This is a genomic window from Vibrio sp. SCSIO 43153, from assembly GCF_023716625.1.
Taxonomy (GTDB): Bacteria; Pseudomonadota; Gammaproteobacteria; order Enterobacterales; family Vibrionaceae; genus Vibrio; species Vibrio rotiferianus.
The window spans coordinates 290,441-310,702 of sequence record NZ_CP071856.1 but is presented as its reverse complement, the minus strand read 5'-3'; the positions used below and the strand labels follow the sequence as shown (position 1 = coordinate 310,702).

Annotated in this window: 10 protein-coding genes; 4 read left to right on the top strand and 6 right to left on the bottom strand. The window is 45.6% G+C overall.

Going from position 1 to position 20,262, the window contains the following annotated elements; all coding sequences use genetic code 11:
- Positions 1-381 precede the first annotated feature (381 nt).
- Positions 382-999 (bottom strand): OmpA family protein, encoded by a 618-nt coding sequence (locus J4N37_RS17515; protein ID WP_071234357.1) that lies wholly within the window; start codon positions 997-999, stop codon positions 382-384.
- A gap of 5 nt (positions 1,000-1,004) precedes the next feature.
- On the bottom strand, positions 1,005-2,312 hold the full coding sequence (locus tag J4N37_RS17510; RefSeq protein ID WP_252042940.1) for a TolC family outer membrane protein: 1,308 nt from the start codon (positions 2,310-2,312) through the stop codon (positions 1,005-1,007).
- 372 nt (positions 2,313-2,684) lie between these two features.
- On the opposite strand from J4N37_RS17510, the gene J4N37_RS17505 reads away from it, so the two are divergent.
- The 3 genes from J4N37_RS17505 (at position 2,685) to J4N37_RS17495 (ending at position 15,282) form a co-directional block, all read left to right on the top strand.
- Positions 2,685-10,742 (top strand): VCBS domain-containing protein, encoded by an 8,058-nt coding sequence (locus J4N37_RS17505; protein WP_252042939.1) that lies wholly within the window; start codon positions 2,685-2,687, stop codon positions 10,740-10,742.
- Between the two features lie 458 nt (positions 10,743-11,200).
- The gene (locus J4N37_RS17500) at positions 11,201-14,215 is read left to right on the top strand and encodes a flavocytochrome c (protein WP_252042938.1); all 3,015 of its coding nucleotides are present in this window, start codon (positions 11,201-11,203) and stop codon (positions 14,213-14,215) included.
- A 95-nt stretch (positions 14,216-14,310) separates the two neighbouring features.
- Positions 14,311-15,282 (top strand): FAD:protein FMN transferase, encoded by a 972-nt coding sequence (locus J4N37_RS17495; protein ID WP_252042936.1) that lies wholly within the window; start codon positions 14,311-14,313, stop codon positions 15,280-15,282.
- A 52-nt stretch (positions 15,283-15,334) separates the two neighbouring features.
- On the opposite strand, the gene J4N37_RS17490 is transcribed toward J4N37_RS17495, so the two are convergent.
- From J4N37_RS17490 to J4N37_RS17480, 3 genes are all read right to left on the bottom strand, one after another.
- Positions 15,335-15,502, bottom strand: coding sequence for a hypothetical protein (locus tag J4N37_RS17490; RefSeq protein ID WP_252043325.1), 168 nt, complete (start codon positions 15,500-15,502; stop codon positions 15,335-15,337).
- 66 nt (positions 15,503-15,568) lie between these two features.
- A complete protein-coding gene (locus tag J4N37_RS17485; RefSeq protein ID WP_252042935.1) occupies positions 15,569-16,444 on the bottom strand; it encodes an alpha/beta hydrolase family protein in 876 nt (291 codons plus the stop codon).
- Between the two features lie 259 nt (positions 16,445-16,703).
- Positions 16,704-17,375: a type 1 glutamine amidotransferase domain-containing protein gene (locus tag J4N37_RS17480; RefSeq protein ID WP_252042934.1), complete on the bottom strand. Its 672-nt coding sequence runs from the start codon at positions 17,373-17,375 to the stop codon at positions 16,704-16,706.
- A 117-nt stretch (positions 17,376-17,492) separates the two neighbouring features.
- On the opposite strand from J4N37_RS17480, the gene J4N37_RS17475 reads away from it, so the two are divergent.
- Entirely contained in the window at positions 17,493-18,377 is an 885-nt protein-coding gene (locus J4N37_RS17475) for a LysR family transcriptional regulator (protein WP_005388553.1), read from the top strand.
- 59 nt (positions 18,378-18,436) lie between these two features.
- Here the strand turns inward: J4N37_RS17475 and J4N37_RS17470 are convergent, their stop codons facing one another.
- The gene (locus J4N37_RS17470) at positions 18,437-20,098 is read right to left on the bottom strand and encodes an electron transfer flavoprotein-ubiquinone oxidoreductase (protein ID WP_252042933.1); all 1,662 of its coding nucleotides are present in this window, start codon (positions 20,096-20,098) and stop codon (positions 18,437-18,439) included.
- Positions 20,099-20,262 lie beyond the last annotated feature (164 nt).

The window sequence follows — 20,262 nt, the reverse complement described above, 5'->3', positions numbered from 1 at the left end:
AGCGCCATAGTTTGTAAATAGATAGGAATGCGACACTCGACTTTAGTATGTAAAATAACCAACCACTAGTTTTGGATTAGCTAAGACTTCTCACTGTAACTCGTTCGAAAAAGTGCAATCACTTGTTTAAGTGAAATATGTTACTACTATTTTTATCTGACAGCTTTTATTTTTTATAATTAAATAAGTTAATAATATTTTCTAAAGTAAGTTACAACTATATTAATTAGATAGTTCTTAATTTCGTACGGAGCTCAATTCTCTAAATGAATAGTGGTGATTACCTCTAGTTTAAGTCAGTAAAATGTACTGATATCTGTTTTATTGAGTACAAAGGAGATGCCTCTAGCCATTGATGAAAACTGGCCAGAGGCAGGGGTGTTAGTCTACCTTGGGAAAGGTAGTAAATATCGTCCACTCATCTTTAACCATGCCTTTGTGGCCAATGACGGTAGCGGTTACACGACGGTTTAAAGCGTGGCTGACATCATCTGTCCCCAATTTAGCTAAATGGGTATCACCAAAGCCAACAATAGTTAACCTTTCCTCTGAAATGCCTTGCTTAATTAATAGGTTGCGTACGTTACTTGCTCGGCGGCGTGATAGCTCAAGGTTGTAAGTCGCGGTACCAACTTTACTTGCGTAACCCTGTATTTCGATAGAAGTCGTAGGGTACTTCTTAAGGAATGCTGCTAATTCAGTGATCTTACGTTGGAATACTGGATTAATGCTGTCTGAATCATTAGCAAACAAAATCTTAAGTTGATACTGTTCTTCTTTGTTTAGGTAGGTTTCGCAGCCATCATTATCTACTTCGGCACCAACAGGGGTATTCGCACATAGATCACGAGCATTGATTACGCCATCGTTATCTACGTCATGAAGGTCAGCAACTTGAATGTGCTCCGGAGTAGGGATGTAATCGAACTTATCAGTCGCAAATGCACTATTTAGGCTCATTGTTGATAGAGCTAGAAATATTAAGGTATTGTTTTTCATCGTGTTTAGTACTCTACTGGCTGAGTCCATTCTTGCGGAATATCGACGCGCAATGCATCAAGAAGTTTTCCTGTAGAAGTTAGAGTTCGGTATTTAGCGTATTGTTGATCGAACTGCGTTTCGAGGTAGTTTTTGCGGGATTCAAATAGCTCATTTTCAGTATTGAGCAAATCAAGCAATGTACGTTTACCAATACGGTACTGCTTTTGATAAGCAACAACGGTGTCTGACATTGAATCAACATGTTGGCTTAGAAAGGTTTTTTGCTTGCCAGTCAATTCTAAAGCACTCCATGAGAGACTAAGCTCTTGCTCAACACTTCGGTAGGCACGTTCACGTAGGTCTTTCGCTTTGTTGAGCTGGTAGGCCATACTATCAGTGTTTGCTGAATCTCTGCCGCCATTATATAGGTTATAGCGGACGCGAAGCATAGCAGTGGTTTCAGAACTGTTACCTTCAATACCTCCTGCATCATCACGCCAGTTTTGTGCTGCTTCAACGGAAACTACTGGATAGTGGTTCGCATCTGCTTGCTGGTACTGGAATCTTGCAGAGTCGACATCTGCTAAAGCTATCTTTATTACTGGGTGGTTTTCAAAAGCCTGATTTTTGGCCTCATCCAAGGAGCTAGGAATAAAGTTTTGGTCTGCGCGTGGAAAGATCAGATCCTGAGGGTTTTCACCCACTAATCGAATAAATGTGGTTTGCGCATCTTTGTAGTTATTTTGTGCAGCTAGTAAATTGCTGTGAGCTTTTGCTAGGCGACCTTCAACTTGAGTCAAATCGGCGACTGAGCCTATTCCCGATTCTGTGCGTTTTTTGATATCAGTATAAATACGCTCGTGCGTATTTAAGTTGCTTTCTGAAAGAGTAATGAACTGCTGTGCCTTAATTACGTCCAGATACGCTTTAGCAACTTGTAGGGCAATATTTTGAGCATCAGCAAGCAATTGATAACGTACCGATTCTGCATCTGCTGATGTGCGATCGATATCGTAAAGAGTTTTAGAGCCATCCCAAATTAGCTGGTTAAATGTAATTGCGGCTTCTTTACGGGTCATGTCGGTTCTATCTGCGGAGTTCGCAGGATCTATGCCCTCATAACCGATACCTGCGTCTAAATCGATGGTCGGTTTGTATGCACCAGTGGATTGTTCAATGATGTAGCGCTTACTCATATATTCATTGAACGCACTTTTGATTTCTGGGTTGGTTGCAAATGTAACCGCTACGGCCTGCTCCAATGTTTGGGCACTGGAATGAAGAGGTATTAACAACCCAAAACAACAAATACTAATACTACTAAGCTTCAAAGGAAGTCTCCCCAAATAATTCGCAACGCTAATTATCTTTAATTTACTGTCTCAATAATGAAACTTTAAGAACTGGATATATTAAAGAAAACGTTTGTGTAAAATCTGGCTTGTTTAATTTAAGCCATCTTTTCTAAAAAAGTAATCTCTTGGAACAAAGTCCCTAAAAATAAGCCGCATAACATATGACTTTCTTAGGGAAAATAAAACAAATTTAAAACATGAAACTTATTGATGGAAAAAGTGCATGTTTTACGTTGAGTAATTAATGATAAATTATTAACTAAATGTATCACTGCCTGAAATAGTTCTCATTTCCTGGTTTAACCGTGGGGGGAAGGCCTATTTCGTCTGCTAAATGGGGAAATAACTTTGGTTGGAAAGTCAAGTTCAGCTACGGAAAAGTATGTTGTAATCGGTAAAGATGGTCATATTAGGGTGGTTGAATCTAAAGATAGCCTACTTCCGGGTGAGATTGTTGTGGAGACGTTGAATGGTGATTCTCTACCTGCGCATGCCTCATTAGAGCGCAGTGATACAAATTCAGATATATCTCCTGAAGTTGAGGAAATCATTAAAGCCGTTGCGCAAGGTGATGACCCTACAGAATTAGGAGAAGAATACGCTACTGCTGCAGGTGAGCAATTAAGTTCTAGCTTAACCAATTCCGGAACGATTGAACGTTTAGGGGCTGAACTTTTGGCAAGTACGTTTTTTGAAACTTCAGGTTTAGACAGTGAGCAGAGCGATACCAATGTTTTGCCTGACGTGCATCGTTCTACTGAAATAGATAGTAGTAATTCCACGGCGTTAATTGATGGTGACGACGTGGGGGCAGTAAGAGAAGACGTAACGCTTACCACAGGTGGCAACCTAAACGTGGATGACCCTGATGCAGGTGAAGCGGTCTTCCAACCCCAAACGGACATTCAAGATGGTAACTGGGGTGCTTTCTCTATCGATGAGCAAGGTAACTGGACGTATGAGCTGAACAATAGCCACCCAGACGTGCAAGCGTTAGACGCCGATAGTGATCCGATTATTCGTACCATGACAGTAACATCTGCGGATGGCACGACTCATGACGTGGTTGTGACAATTACGGGCTCAGACGACAAAGCGATCATCACGCCAGATCAACCGGGCGATGACAAAGGCGCGGTTCAAGAAGACGTAACGTTGAGCACTGGCGGCAACCTAAACGTGGACGACCCTGATGCAGGTGAAGCTGTCTTTCAACCGCAAACAGGCGTTCAAGATGGCAACTGGGGTACCTTCTCTATCGATGAGCAAGGTAACTGGACGTATACGCTGAACAACAGTCACCCAGACGTGCAAGCGTTAGATGCTGATAGCGAACCGGTTATTCGCACCATGACAGTGACGTCTGCGGATGGCACCACTCATGACGTGGTTGTGACGATCACCGGTTCAGACGACAAAGCGGTCATTACGCCAGATCAACCGGGTGATGATAAAGGCGCGGTTCAAGAAGACGTAACGCTGACCACTGGCGGCAATTTAAATGTGGACGACCCTGACGCAGGTGAAGCGGTATTCCAACCACAAACCAACGTTCAAGATGGTAATTGGGGTACTTTCTCTATCGATGAGCAAGGTAACTGGACGTATACGCTGAACAACAGTCACCCAGATGTACAGGCGTTAGACGCTGATAGCGACCCGGTTATTCGCACCATGACAGTGACGTCTGCGGATGGCACGACTCATGACGTTGTAGTCACCATTACTGGTTCAGACGACAACTCCATTATTACGCCAGATCAACCGGGTGATGATAAGGGCGCGGTTCAAGAAGACGTAACGCTAGCCACTGGCGGTAATTTAAATGTTGATGACCCTGATGTGGGTGAAGCAGCGTTTCAGCCTCAAACTAACGTTCAAGACGGCAATTGGGGCACCTTCTCTATCGATGCAGATGGTAACTGGACGTATGAGTTGAACAACAGTCACGCAGACGTGCAAGCGTTAGACGCCGATAGTGAACCAGTTGTTCGTACTATAGCTGTGCAGTCTGTCGGAGGGGGAGCACATCAAATTGTAGTGACGATTACGGGCTCAGACGACAAAGCGATCATCACACCAGATCAACCGGGTGATGATAAAGGCGCAGTCCAAGAAGACGTAACGCTGACCACTGGCGGTAACCTAAACGTGGACGACCCTGATGCAGGTGAAGCCGTCTTTCAGCCCCAAATAGACGTTCAAGACGGTAATTGGGGTACTTTCTCTATCGATGAGCAAGGTAAGTGGACGTATGAGCTGAATAATAATCATCCAGACGTGCAAGCGCTAGATGCCGATAGCGATCCGGTGATTCGAACCATGACAGTGACGTCTGCGGACGGTACCACTCATGACGTGTTCGTGACGATCACGGGCTCAGACGATAAAGCGATCATCACACCGGATCAACCGGGTGACGATAAAGGTGCGGTTCAAGAAGACGTAACGCTGACTACTGGCGGTAATTTGAATGTTGACGACCCTGATGTAGGTGAAGCTGTCTTCCAACCACAGGCCAACGTTCAAGATGGCAACTGGGGTACGTTCTCGATCGATGAGCAAGGTAGCTGGACATATGAGCTGAATAATAATCATCCAGACGTGCAAGCGTTGGACGCCGATAGCGATCCGGTGATTCGTACCATGACAGTGACGTCTTCGGACGGCACGACTCATGACGTGGTTGTGACAATCACGGGCTCGGACGACAAAGCGATCATCACACCTGATCAACCGGGTGATGATAAAGGCGCGGTTCAAGAAGACGTAACGCTGACCACTGGCGGCAACCTAAACGTGGACGACCCTGATGCAGGTGAAGCGGTTTTCCAACCCCAGACAGACGTTCAAGACGGTAATTGGGGTACCTTCTCTATCGATGAGACTGGTAAATGGACGTATGAGCTGAACAATAATCACCCAGATGTACAAGCGTTAGGTGCCGATAGCGATCCAGTTATTCGTAACATGATGGTGATGTCTGCGGATGGCACGACTCATAATGTAGTTGTGACGATTACTGGTTCAAACGACAAAGCGGTCATTACGCCAGACCAACCGAGTGATGATAAAGGTGCGGTTCAAGAAGATGTAACCTTGACCACGGGTGGTAAGTTAAACGTGGAGGATACTGATGCGGGTGAAGCGATATTCCAACCTCAAACCAACGTTCAAGACGGCGATTGGGGTATGTTCTCGATCGATGAGACTGGTAAATGGACGTATGAGCTGAACAACAACCACCCAGATGTGCAAGCGCTAGATGCTGATAGCGATCCGGTTATTCGCACTATGACAGTGACGTCTGCGGATGGCACCACTCATGAAGTGGTCGTGACAATCACTGGCTCAGACGACAAAGCGGTCATTACGCCAGACCAAGCGGGTGATGACAAAGGCGCAGTCCAAGAAGACGTTACGCTGACCACTGGCGGTAACCTAAATGTGGACGACCCTGATTCAGGTGAAGCGGTATTCCAACCACAAACCAACGTTCAAGATGGTGATTGGGGTACTTTCTCGATCGATGAGAATGGTAAATGGACCTATGAGCTGAACAACAGTCACCCAGACGTGCAAGCGCTAGATGCTGATAGCGATCCGGTGATTCGAACTATGACCGTGACTTCTGCGGATGGCACGACTCATGACGTGGTTGTGACTATTACTGGTAACAACGATGCTCCAGAATTTATTAGTGGAACAAATGATAACCACGGCCTTGATGAAGACGGTAAAGCTGATACCGATAGTTACCAATTTAGCATTAATGAGAATGCTGTTGCAGGCGTAATTGGGAAGGTTGAGGCATTTGATGTCGATAAAGGCAGCAATGTAACTTATCAGTTAACCAATCATACTGACCTTTTTGAAATAAATAGTCACACAGGTGAGATCAGCGTTAAAAGTGGCGTAGTCTTTGACCATGAAACGTCAGATAGCTACCAACTATTGGTAGAAGCTGAAGACCAGTCTGGGGCAAAGGACATTGCCAACGTCAATGTCGTGATAAATGATATTAACGAAGCTCCGATCGCTGAAGATGACAAAGGTATTGAGAAAGAGACTAAGGTTTTAGATCACACGAACTGGGATGACAGTACCGATATTAGTGTGGATTACTACATCGTTGATACCAACACTGGTAACAAAGTCGGTGACGCTAACAAGGCGGATTACACCGGTGACGGTGGTACGCATAAGTTTGGGGTTAGCTCTTCCTTAGATGGCGGTACAGATCAGGTAAAAGATGGTCAAATTGGGTTCGATGACGCTACTTCACACAGTGAGGCTATGCGTTTCACTTTCGCTGATGGACAAGTCGCAGATCATGCTGAAGTACAAGTTAACAATCTTTGGAGCTCTTGGGAGCCTGGAGTTGAGCGCGGTGTTTGGAAGGCTTACTACAAAGGTGAGGTTGTCGCTTCGGGGGTATTTGAAGGTACTGGCAATGGTAAGCAAGTTGTAAGTATTGATGCGGACGGTCGATATTTCGATAGCATTGAAATGTCAGCTGTGGGTTACAAAGATGGTGTGGTTGATCCTAAGGGTTCGGAGTACTTTGTAACACAAGTTTCCGCCGATTTGACGAGCTTTGATGACGATTATCAAACAACAGAAGCCGGTATTCTAGAGTTGGATGTGTTAGCGAATGATAGCGATCCAGACGGTGATGAACTGACCATTATCGACTACCCACAAACAGAATATCTAAACCTAGTAGATGGCAAATTGGTGTTTGATGCAGCCAAGTATCTTGAGTCATTGCCAGAAGATCAGCGCACGATTAAGACTGGGGAAATAAAGGAATACTCATTTGAATACGTCATTGAAGATGCGGATGGCCTGACTGATAAAGCTGAAGTAACAGTGCATGTAGTAGGTGAGCCTATTTCACTGGACGATTCGCATATCACGCTCGATGAGTCTGCAGTTGGTGCGAACTCTAGCGTACATGCTGAAGGTGATTTAGTTGCCAGCCTTGGTTCTGCATCAGATGCTGAGTTCCGATTTGATTCTGAACAGAATCTGGAGAACGTTACCAGTGAAGGCAAGCCAGTTGTGTTTGAAGTGAGTGATGATCGCGGTACTTTAACCGGATATGTTGGCTCAGGTGATGATAAGGTCAAAGTCATTGAAGCGAGCATTGATGGTAAAACTGGGCATTACACCGTCGAGCAATATGAGCCAGTAGATCACTCGGAACTCGGTGCTGACACGTTAGATATCCCTGTTAGCGTTCAAGTGGATGCGGGTGGCCGAGTTGAAAATGCAACTTTGCACCTTGGTGTTGTTGACTCTTTACCTTCAGTTAATTCAGAGCACCATGAAATCATGGATGTTGACCCACAAAACAACAGTGTTGTTATCGCGTTAGATGCATCGGGTTCAATGTGGGATGACATGGTTAAAAACGAGCAAGGCGTTGAAGTTACCCGCTGGGACCTAGCACGCAGTGCAATTAAGACCATGTTTGAAAAGTATGATGATCTTGGTGACGTTCGATTTAAGATTGCGACGCACTCAGGTTATCCAGATGGTCAAACGTCTGAATGGCTGGAATCGGTAGATGATATTGATGCTTACTTGGATTCGATTGGTCGTGGTGGTTGGACGCCATATAGCCAAGCGATTGGCCAAGTAAATGCTGCCTTAACCGACCTTAGTCAAGAAACAGATGACACTAGCAATCATCAGCTTTACTTTATTTCGGATGGTGCGCCAAGCGACTTCAATTCATGGACAAATACGTCAGATCCGGCATATACAGAGTTGCGCGAGAGCTTAATGAAGTGGTCTACAGCAGACGATTTTGAAAGTGAGCAGCGCTACGAGTACTTGGCTAATGGTTGGGATCAACCGACAGAAGCTGAGCAAAGCATCATTCTTGAAAATGCGATGGATCGCAGTATCGGTTCGAGTGGTGCATCTTTAGAGAACATCTGGTCAATTGGTATTGGCGCTGGTGCGGATATGAAATATCTAGAACCAGTTGCAACCGATAAAGGCTCTGCACTGGTAGTAACTGACGACTCACAAATAGAGGGGCTTCTGAACAAAACAGTATCAGGGCAGCTTCAGAGCAATCTTCTAGATGATATTAGTGGCGATAGCCAATGGGTGGATCAAATTGAAGTTGATGGTGAAACCTATCATTACAATAAAGCTGATGGCACAGTAAGTACAAGTAATGGGGCGGTTATCTCTCTACACTCGCTAGCAGAGATCGACACTGATCATGGTACGCTAACCCTTAACTTTGAGAATGGTCGCTATGACTACAAAGCGACGAATGTTAAGGGTCATCAACAAGAAAAATTCAATATCACCGTTATCGATGCAGACGGCGATACAGTGACTGGTGAAGTGACAATCGATATTCGAGATCGCGCTCCTGAGTTTATTAGCAATACTGATGCAGATCAGACTCATGGAACCGATGTCAGCGGTATGCCAACTGCGGATAATGCAACATTTAACGTTGCAGAGCAGGAAGCTGGATTGCTGGTCGGTAAGGTTAGAGCTTTCGACCCTGATGGTGCAGATACGATTAAATACGAGCTAAGTGGCGGTGATGCCGATGTGTTCCGCGTAGATTCAAATAGCGGTGAGATTTGGCTTAAAGACGGAGTTAAGCTAGACCACTCTGTTCAGGATAGTTATCAGTTGGAAGTCACGGCGACGGATGGTACGGATAAAGACACAACTCAGGTCACTCTAAATGTAACTGAAAACCATGCCCCAACTTCATCGCCAGTGCATGGCTTTGCTGAAATGGAAGACTTGCCGATTAACAAAGTGACGGTTGTGTTTGATGAATCAAACAGTATGACTCGCACATTTGATGGGCAAAATACCGTTGGTAGTGAGGCTACTGCACCCAAGACAGAATCAAGAGCTTACAAAGCTGCGGAAGCCCTTCACTCAATGGTTGAAAACATGATTGAAGAGGGTGGGCAATCCAATACTTACATTCGTTTGGTTCGCTTTGATGGCGATACATCCACACAAAGTTGGTTGACGCTTGATGAGGTTGAGCGAATGACACGCCCACCGGAGTTAAATGGGCGCAATGTTGATGACCTGAGTTATCGAAATGATGTGGCAGAATATGTCCGCAACTGGTGTGACATAGACTATGGTACCAACACCGATTACAGCAAAGCGTTAGAAGCCGTGATGGATTCTGGGGATGCAAGCAATGCTGTGTACCCATGGCAAGATGGCTTTGACTTCTTCGGACCAGAGAAACCGACGGAGAGTAAAGATACGATTTTCTTTATCTCTGACGGTGCACCAAACCCTAAAGAAGGTGAAACAGCAGCTCCAGATTTGAATGAACGATGGGAAGACTATAAGCAAACGCATGATGCCAAAGTTTATGGTATTGGTATTGCAACGTCAGACAATGAAAGTGCAGCCCAAGCACTGGAAGAATTGAGCGACCAAGTTGTATTTATCGATTCTGGCGAGCAGTTAGGCCAATTCCTAAATCACTTTTCACCTGAACCAATTGCTGGTGAGTTGCTGTCAGGAAGCCAAGATGCAGATGGCGACATCATGACAGTCTCTTTGGCTGATGGGGATTTCACTCTTTTAAGTGCTGATTTGCATGATGTCACCGTCGACCAAGACCTTGTTTCTTCGACGAGTCAAGTCGATGGGAGCTTACATGTTGAAACGGCATTTGGCTTGTTAGAGGTCGAGTCAAACGGCAGTTACAGCTTTACACAAAGTGATAGCTTTACCTTAGAAGGTAGCCAACAAGTTGATCTTAACTTTCTCTTTAAAGTGTCAGACGGAAGAGGCGGGGTGAGTGACAACGTCTTTACTCTAACACTTAGTGAATCAGGTGCAGACGTCGCTTCTACTGAGCGTCATGCTGTCATGGGTAATGACCTGGCCAACTTGCTTGATGGTAGTGAGACGATTGATATCATGCTGGGACAAGACGGTGCAGATACCTTAAATGGCGCTGCAGGCGATGACATCCTAGTGGGGGGGCTTGGCAATGACATTCTCATCGGAGGTTTAGGGAATGACATCCTAACGGGAGGTGAAGGTAGCGATACGTTTACTTTCACCAATGAGTCTTTAAGTTCTGAAGCATCTATGGACGTCATCAAAGACTTTAACCTCGGTGAAGATAAATTAGACTTGAGTGATATTGTTTCACCAGCAGATGATGATGTGGCGGCCATGGAAGCCTTGTTGGATCACGTCAGCGCTAGTTTTGATGGTGAACAGGATACCCTCAACCTAACGATTACTAATGATACTGGCCAATCTACATCGGTCGCGCTGGAGCACTTTGACATGTCTGGCCTAGAACTGGGCGCATCAGCGACTTCGCATGAAATTGTTGACCAATTGTTCCAACATCACGTTTTTACTTCTGAATAACGCAATCTTATTCAGTTAGAAAACAATATTTTGAGCGGCATCTGAGATATTTCAGGTGCCGCTTTTTTTGATTTTTTCATTGTCCATTTTGATTACAGTCTCTTGATCCAATCTATATTTCCTATTTTATTTTACTTCCCGCAATTAAATTTATAAGTTATTGATTTTATATGGCTTTGTCTGGTTTTAATAAGGTGGTTAGGCCTTATCTCAAGCATCATCTTTGTTGTGTATATAAGTTAATTTTATCAAAGCCAAGAATTGTAGTTTGAACTTATCTATGCGCAGTGGTCATGTTTAAAATGCAAAGTATTCATTTTACTCATACGGTCAAATAAATAATATTTTTGTGGTTATCGAATGAGGACGTTGGTTTTCATATCAAAAACACTTGTGGTGTGTTGGTCGAACTGGAGGTGCCTTTGATATGAGAATTAATCTGTTAAAGGAAACTATTTATGGCTCAGTTAGTCGATGAAATTGTATTTCAATCAGGGGTCAAACTGCACAATCGTATCGTGATGGCACCGATGACGATTCAGTCGGCATTCTTTGATGGCGGCGTAACGCAAGAGATGATCAACTACTACGCGGCACGTTCTGGTGATGCAGGGGCGATCATTGTCGAGAGTGCGTTTGTAGAGAATTACGGTCGTGCTTTCCCGGGGGCGCTTGGTATTGATACCGACAGCAAAATTGCTGGTTTAACTAAACTTGCCGATGCGATTAAAGCAAAAGGCTCTAAAGCGATTCTGCAGATCTACCATGCGGGTCGTATGGCAAATCCTGAGTTCAATGGTGGACACCAACCGATTTCTGCAAGTCCTGTCGCTGCGCTACGTGACAATGCTGAAACACCACTTGAGATGACCAAAGAGCAAATCGAAGAGATGATCGATCGCTTTGGTGATGCTGTAAATCGTGCAATTCTTGCTGGTTTCGATGGCGTTGAAATTCACGGCGCAAACACATACCTGATTCAGCAATTCTTCTCGCCACACTCAAACCGTCGTAACGATAAATGGGGTGGTAACATTGAAAGACGTACTTCCTTCCCATTAGCTGTACTTGCAAAAACTAAGCAAGTGGCTGAGCAACATAACAAATCTGATTTCATCATCGGTTACCGCTTCTCTCCTGAAGAGATTGAACAACCGGGCATCCGCTTTGATGACACCATGTTCCTACTAGACAAGCTTGCGGCTCACGGCTTGGATTACTTCCATTTCTCAATGGGTAGTTGGTTACGCAATTCTATCGTCACGCCAGAAGACCAAGAGCCACTTATCGACAAATACCGTAAGCTTCAATCTGAAAGTGTTGCGAAAGTACCAGTGATTGGTGTTGGTGGTATTGCTCAACGCAAAGATGCAGAAAATGCACTAGAGCAAGGTTACGACATGGTCAGTGTCGGTAAAGGTTATTTGGTTGAACCTACTTGGGCAAACAAAGCGCTTAACGATGAAACTTGTGCTGAGTTCGCGGACATCGCGCAACAAGAAGCGCTGCAAATTCCAACGCCACTTTGGGAAATCATGGATTACATGATTGTGGATAGCGCAGCAGAAGCATTGAAGCACCAACGCATCAAAGAGCTGCAGAACGTTCCAATCAAATTTAACTCAGGTGAATACACGGCGTATGGTCGCGGTCACAATGGTGACTTGCCGGTTACCGTTACTTTCTCTGAAGATAAGATCCTCGACATTGTGGTGGACTCTTCAAAAGAATCGGACGGCATCGCAAACCCAGCATTTGAACGTATTCCTCAACAAATTCTTGATGGTCAAACACTGAATATCGACGTGATTTCAGGTGCGACAGTCAGCAGCCAAGCAGTGCTGGACGGCGTATCGAACGCGGTTGATCTGGCGGGCGGTAACTCAGAAGCACTGCGCTGCAAAGCCAAAGAAGCGGTGGCATGGTCATCGAAAACCATCGAAGAAACCGTGGATATCGTGGTTGTTGGTGGCGGCGGTGCCGGCTTGAGTGCAACGTTAACGGCGCTAGATAAAGGCAAGTCGGTTACTTTGCTTGAGAAGTTCCCAGCAATCGGTGGTAACACGGTGCGTACTGGCGGTTGGGTGAACGCGGCAGAACCAAAATGGCAAGGTGATTTCCCAGCACTTCCTGGCGAAAAAGAAACCTTGATGCTGCTAGCGAAAACAGCGGAATCCGAGTTTGCGGGTGAGTACTTAGAAGACTTCAAAGTACTTAAAGCACAACTAGACGGTTACTTTACAGATCTTGAGAACGGCAAGCAGTACTTGTTTGATTCTGTCGAATTACACCGCATTCAAACCTACCTTGGCGGTAAACGTACCGACCTGAACGGTGAATCGATTTATGGTCAATACGATTTGGTTGAAACCCTAACATCTCGCTCTATGGAATCTATTGATTGGTTGAGTGAAAAGGGCATTGATTTTGACCGTAGCGTTGTTGAGATCCCCGTTGGTGCCTTGTGGCGTCGTGCACACAAACCTAAACGTCCAAAAGGCGTAGAGTTTGTCGACAAACTATCAAAACGCATTCAAGAGCAAAACGGTCGCATCATTACAGATACGCGTGCAACGGATTTGATGGTTGATAACGGTAAAGTGGTGGGCATCAAAGCGGTTCAAGCGGACGGCACAGAGCTTATCCTTCACGTGAATCATGGTGTGGTGTTGGCTTCTGGTGGTTTCGGCGCAAACACTCAGATGATCAAAAAGTACAACACATACTGGAAAGAAATCGCGGACGACATCAAGACCACAAACTCACCAGCATTGGTTGGTGACGGCATCGAAATTGGTGAGAAAGCTGGCGCAGAATTAGTCGGCATGGGCTTTGTGCAATTAATGCCAGTTGGTGACCCTAAATCAGGTGCGCTGCTGACCGGTCTGATTGTGCCACCAGAGAACTTTGTATTCGTGAACAAGCAAGGTAAGCGCTTTGTTGATGAGTGTGGTAGCCGTGACGTGCTTTCTGAGGCGTTCTTCGATAACGGTGGTCTGATTTACATGATTGCGGACGAGAACATTCGTCAAACCGCAGCGAATACGTCAGATGAAACCATCGAGCGCGAAATCAAAGAAGGCATCATTATTCAAGCTGACACGCTAGAAGAGTTGGCAGAGAAAATTGGCGTTCCGACGCAAGAGCTAACTAACACCATCGCACAATACAACGCTTGTGTGGATGCAGGACAGGATCCTGAGTTCTATAAGAGTGCATTCGGTTTGAAAGTGGAAAAAGCACCGTTCTACGCGACGCCACGTCAGCCTTCAGTTCACCATACAATGGGCGGCTTGAAGATTGATACTAAGGCGCGCGTGATTGGTAAAGATGGCGAAGTTATTCAAGGTCTATACGCAGCAGGCGAAGTAACGGGGGGTATCCACGCGGGTAACCGTCTCGGTGGTAACGCGCTGATCGATATATTCACTTATGGTCGTATCGCTGGTGAGAGTGCATCTGATCTTGTTTAAGCACTCATTCAAGAGCGAAGCAGAGCAAGATAGGTAATCAATAAGAGGGGAGTGATGCTTCCCTCTTTTTCCGTATTTAGTGTTTGGAGAAATCGATGAGCACCAATAAATACAGCGCCAGATTTCAGATGATGGGCACCTTTATCGATGTGGTGGTGTATCACTCGAACGGTGAGCAACTGATAAGAGAAGCCTACGCGCAACTCGCCGATTACGCAGAGCGATTTACGGTCAATCAATCCGACTCTGAGCTGATGTGCGTCAACCAAAATGCGGGCATTGCGCCTGTGGTGGTAGCGCAGGATCTATTTGACCTGATTAAGCTTGCCAAACAGCACAGTGAAGACGGAAGAAATCCTTTTAACGTTGCAGTCGGTCCGCTTGTAAAAGCTTGGCGAATTGGCTTTAAGGATGCCAAAGTGCCGTCTCATGATGTGATTACCGACAAGTTATCCTTGGTCGATCCGACCAAGATCATTTTGAACGAAGATGACCACTCGGTGTTCTTAAGTCAGAAGGGGATGGAGATAGACTTGGGCGCGATTGCTAAAGGTTACTTCGCTGATCAGGTAAAGAACAAACTGGTTGAAGCAGGCGTACAAAGCGGTTTTATCAGTTTGGGTGGGAACGTACTGACCATCGGTCATTCGCCAGATAACAGCAACAAAGCATGGAATGTGGGCATTCAGAACCCATTATTTGAGCGTGGTGACGTCGTTCGCGTCGTACCTTTACAAGGCATGTCGATGGTGACATCGGGTATCAATGAGCGATTTTTTGAATCCAACGGGCAGCGTTATCATCACTTGTTGGATGCCAAAACGGGAATGCCAATCTCAACCGATATCGCCAGTTTGACGATTATCTCTCGCCTGTCTGTCGATGGTGAAATTTGGAGTACCGCAGGCTTTTTACCAAGCGTTGAACAAGCGATATTGTACCTAAATCAGCAACAGGGTATCGAGGCAGTGGTTGTTTCAAAACAAGGTGAAGTGAACGTCACACAAGGGCTGATGGATTATAAAGGTTGTATTTTATTGCGCGAAGAGTCAGCTCTGGAAGAGTAAGATGAGGCAGAGATTCAAACCTGCCTCATATCATTAACTTATCGCGTTAGCGTTAATCGTCCGCACAGCATTTAGCGCACTCTTCGTACGTGCGTTCGCCTTCACTGATCACAACATAGCTACCCACACATTGGTCACATAGCGCCAGTTTTGGGTAGGCAATTTTCTCTTTCTTAGACGTCGTGTCGCCTTCAGTTACGTAGTATTTTCGCATTGTCATGATTCATCAGCTGGAACAAGGAGGGCATTATATCCGGAATTGATGAGGAATGGCGATAATATCGCATTACGCCACCGACTCTATCTCACTCGGATATTGTTTGTTCAGCCAAGCTAGAGCATCTAACCAGAGATCGTCTTCATGTTTCTTACGGAAGAAGCCAAAGTGTCCAACTTTGGTGCCCAGTTGTTTAGTTTTCACTGTCTCTATTTCGACGTTCGCATTGCTGTAAAAGCTGGCAAGCTGATGGACGGATTTCGGTGGTGCAAAGTCCATGTCATCATCGATAAGTTTGAACTTAATATCACAGGTCATTTGCTCGAAATTATCGCGGATTGGCGTGCCGTTTTCATCAATGATGTAGTGCGGATCGCGTCCCCAGTATGCCCATTGTTTGGCAATGCATCCTGGTAGAGCTTCGCCACCAAGAAAGACTCCGGGAACTTTGCCAAACAGCGTTGATAACACTGGAACGGCGAAATACCACATGGCAAACATTCTAGGTTTAGATATACCTTCCCAATTTGCCCAATATCCGCTTTGAGAGGAAACACAGTAAACGCTTTTAAATACCGTGTTGTTTGCCGCTAAACCTAAGATCTGACCGCCAACGCTGTGCCCAATACAGTGCCAATCGAGTGCAGAGTGATGGGTTGTCACCCAATCAATGACGGTAGCCAAGTCCTTTTCGCCCCATGCTTGCATTGTTAAGCGAAGGTCGCGCGTATCTTGAATGGCGGATTGACCAATACCGCGATAGTCATAGGTCACCACCAAATAACCATTTTGCGCGAGGAATTGAGCAAAACGTTGATAATAACTTTGCTTAACTGCGGTAGCTGCGTTGATGATGACACCAGCTTTTACCTCGCTTTCTGGATGGAAAACTCTGGCATGGATGGAGAGCGCATCAGGCGTTTTCAGTACTAATTCATTATTCATTGTCGTCCTGACTTGTTGTTATTGAATTGTTAACTTACCTTGATTCAATCTTTGGTGAGTTTCAATGAATCAAAGAAATACAAGCGGATGAGTTTGAAGTAACTCAAGTTTTGCGAGGCATCACTCGTTATTGTATTGGGAAGGGGTGGGGTGAGGGAACTGAACGGTCTTGGCTGAATAGTGAAATAGACGACAAACAAAAAGGAAAGCGACATGAATGCGGCTTTCCTTTGTTCTTCGTGGGCAGAGTGTCTAGGGACTAGCTCAATAGATCCACGATTGCTTTACCTACGCCGTGTGCGCTCGTTGGGTTTTGACCTGTGATGACTCGGTCGTCCACAATCACAAGCTCTTGCCATGGCTGCACTTTAGAGTAGCGCGCTGCGCCACGAGCAAGAGACTCTTCCAATAGGAATGGGATGTCGTTGATAGTGCCGAAGTCGATTTCTTCTTCGCGAGTGAAGCCTGTTACTGATTTAGACGCAAGTAGCTTTTCGCCATTGTTAAGCGTGATAGGGAGAAGAGCGCCAGGACCATGACAAACTGCAGCCACAATACCGCCATCTTCATAGTGTTTTGCAGAAATCTTGGCAAAATCTTCGTTGCTCGCTAGGTCTGAAAGAAGACCAAAACCACCCGGATAGAAGATCGCATCGTAGTTGTCACCGTTGATTTGTGACACTGGAATCGTGTTGTTGATGCGGTTCTGGAAATCATCATCCGCCAAAATTTTCTCGTTCACTGCGTCGCCTTCGATGTCGGTTCCGTACAGTGGTGCTTGTCCACCATTGATAGAGGCAATGTCGTAATCGAAGCCTGCACCCAGTAGTTCGCTAAGGGCATGAGTGAGCTCTGGCGCGTAAGTTCCGTTTGCTTGGTCAGTTTCACCAAGGGTCGCATGGTTCGTCACAATGATGAGTACTTTCTTCATGATGGTTTCCTTTTTGGCTTACGTGTATTTGTTGAACACCTTCATACTAATTGCTAAACAAATAAGTGATAATACGATTAATTGGCAAAACATTATTGCTATATAGCAAAGGTAAGTATGGACAGTTTTGAAGGCATCAATGAGTTCGTTACGGTTGCTGAGAGCTTAGGGTTTTCTGCAGCGGCAAAACAATTAGGTTGCAGTACCAGTCATGTCAGTCGCCAAGTCACAAGACTAGAAGAGCGATTAGGTGTCGCCTTGTTAGCACGTTCGACAAGAATGGTGAGTCTAACGGAAGCAGGGCAAGCGTATTATCAGCAGTGTAAAGAGCTGGTGATTGGGCTTCAGCAAGCCAATGAACAGCTCACCACGCAGCAAACTCAATTGAGCGGTACGTTACGCGTGAGTGCCGCCGGTGCGTTTTCTGAGAACCATGTAGCGCCTGCCTTGATGGCGTTTGCCAAGCAACATCCTAATCTCACGGTAGAGATCAACTTCAATACCAGCATGGTCAACTTTATTGAAGATGGTTTCGATTTTGCCATTCGTTACGGCAGGTTGAGTGATTCAGGCTTGGTTGCGAGAAAGTTGGTGGATCGTCCCATGGCAGCGGCAGCCAGTCAGCGTTATCTCGATGAACATGGTTTACCAACGCACCCTGAGCAACTCAAGCGTCATAGCTGCATTATTGCCAATAAGGACGTTTGGTTGTTTGAAAAAGACGGCAAGCCTTTAGATGGCGTAAAAGTGCAGGGCAGATGGAAGAGCAATAACGCACACACGGTCTTGCAAGCCTGTGCAGAAGGATTAGGTGTGGCGTACTTACCGAAGAGCAGTTTCAACGATGCTATTTCGTCTGGTCGTTTGGTGCCAATACTAGAGCCCTATTGGGGAAGTGGTAATAGCAGCTGGATTGTTTATCAGAATCGTCACTTTCTGCCACTACGAGCGCGATTGGCTATAGATTTCCTGCTCGACCATTTTGCCGATTGGCAGGAGTAATGATGCTCTGCCAATCGGTTTATTTATCCATTCATTAGACTGTCAACATACTAACGTATCTACATGTTTTGATAGCTCGGTCCGCCGCTACCTTCTGGTGCTTTCCATGTGATGTTTTGCGAAGGATCTTTGATGTCACAGGTTTTGCAATGCACGCAGTTTGCGGCATTGATTTGAAATGTTCGCTCGCCTTCGACTTCTACCACTTCATACACGCCAGCAGGGCAGTAGCGCTGGCTTGGCTCATCAAACTTCTTCAAATGGACTTGAATCGGAATATGAGGATAGGCGAGTTGCAAGTGGCAAGGCTGATTTTCTTCGTGTTGTGTACCAGACAAAAATACTGATGAGGGTTTATCGAAGCTGATTACACCATCTGGTTTCGAGTATTGAATAGGTTGGCACTCATCAATTGGTTTCAGCTGTTCATGATCGTGAGAACGATCTGTGATTGTCCACGGTATTGGTTTCTTAACCAGTGGCTGCCACAGGTTGTGTTCGAAGGTGGAAAGTGCGCCGCCGAGTACGCTGCCGAATTTGTGAATGTTCGCACCAAAGTTGCGTGTGTCACTAAGCTCTTCATACAACCATGAATCCTCAAACTTGGTTTGGTAATCCGGTTCCGAATTGGATTGTGTGAATGCTTCAGCAATGGCTTCTGCGGCTAATAAACCGGATTTCATCGCAGTATGGCTGCCTTTGATTTTGGCGACGTTCAAAGTACCTGCATCACAACCAATCAATAAACCGCCGGGGAATTGCTGTTTCGGCAGAGAAGACAGTCCGCCTTTCGCAATGGCTCTTGCGCCGTAAGCGATGCGTTGAGCGCCTTTCAAATGTTGTTCGATTGCAGGGTGGTGCTTAAAGCGTTGAAATTCGTCAAACGGACTTAAGTAAGGATTGCTGTAATTCAAGTCGACAATAAGCCCGACAGCGATTTGGTTGTTCTCCATGTGATAGAGAAAACCGCCGCCCGTGGTGTTGGATTCACTTAGAGGATACCCAGCAGAGTGAATCACGCTGCCTGATTGATCTTTGGCATCGGCAGGTAACTCCCAAATCTCTTTAAGCCCAAGCGCATAATGTTGCGGTTGTTTATCATCGTCTAAACCAAATCGTTGGATGAGCTCTTTACCTAAATGACCTCGGCACCCCTCGGCGAATACGGTGTATTTGGCTTTTAGCTCAATCCCGGCCTCAAAGTTGGGTTTGGCTTCTCCTTTTTTGTCCAAGCCCATGTCGCTGGTGTTTACTCCTGTAACAGCGCCAAATGCATCGTAGTTAATCGTGGATGCAGCGAAACCGGGATAGACCTCAACGCCAAGCGATTCAGCTTGTTCTGCTAACCAACGACACAGGTTCGCCAAGCTAATGACGTAGTTGTTTTCGTCATTGTGCATTGGGTTGGGAGTAAGAAAGTGGGGAACACGAATGTGATTAAGGTCTGTGGTTAGGTACAAGAAGGCATCGTTTTTTACTGCGGCGGAAAGCGGTGCGCCCATGCTTTGCCAATCAGGAAAGAGTGCGTCTAATGCACGTGTTTCGAATACCGCACCAGATAAGATATGTGCGCCAACTTCTGAGCCTTTTTCTACCACACAAATAGACAGCGGCTCACCCTCACGTTCTTGGTTGAGTTGCGCTAAGCGGCATGCTGCACTCAAACCTGCAGGTCCGGCGCCAACAATCACCACATCAAATTCCATGCATTCTCTTTCCATCTTCTTGCTTCCTTTATGCGAAACCTTTCTTTGTGTTTCAGGTGCTTCTTCTATTACGCAGTGCTCGTATAAAGAACTATAGTCCAGTTGACGTAAACGTAAACTAAACTAAGCTCAAATGGTAACGTCATAGGGCGTGATAAAGATTTTGAGTGACAATGTCA

Coding starts and splice junctions, on each gene's coding strand:
- J4N37_RS17480 (WP_252042934.1), bottom strand. CDS start 17,375: ATGAAGAAAGTACTCATCATTGTGACGAACCATGCGACCCTTGGTGAA.
- J4N37_RS17475 (WP_005388553.1), top strand. CDS start 17,493: ATGGACAGTTTTGAAGGCATCAATGAGTTCGTTACGGTTGCTGAGAGC.
- J4N37_RS17500 (WP_252042938.1), top strand. CDS start 11,201: ATGGCTCAGTTAGTCGATGAAATTGTATTTCAATCAGGGGTCAAACTG.
- J4N37_RS17470 (WP_252042933.1), bottom strand. CDS start 20,098: ATGGAAAGAGAATGCATGGAATTTGATGTGGTGATTGTTGGCGCCGGA.
- J4N37_RS17515 (WP_071234357.1), bottom strand. CDS start 999: ATGAAAAACAATACCTTAATATTTCTAGCTCTATCAACAATGAGCCTA.
- J4N37_RS17485 (WP_252042935.1), bottom strand. CDS start 16,444: ATGAATAATGAATTAGTACTGAAAACGCCTGATGCGCTCTCCATCCAT.
- J4N37_RS17495 (WP_252042936.1), top strand. CDS start 14,311: ATGAGCACCAATAAATACAGCGCCAGATTTCAGATGATGGGCACCTTT.
- J4N37_RS17490 (WP_252043325.1), bottom strand. CDS start 15,502: ATGACAATGCGAAAATACTACGTAACTGAAGGCGACACGACGTCTAAG.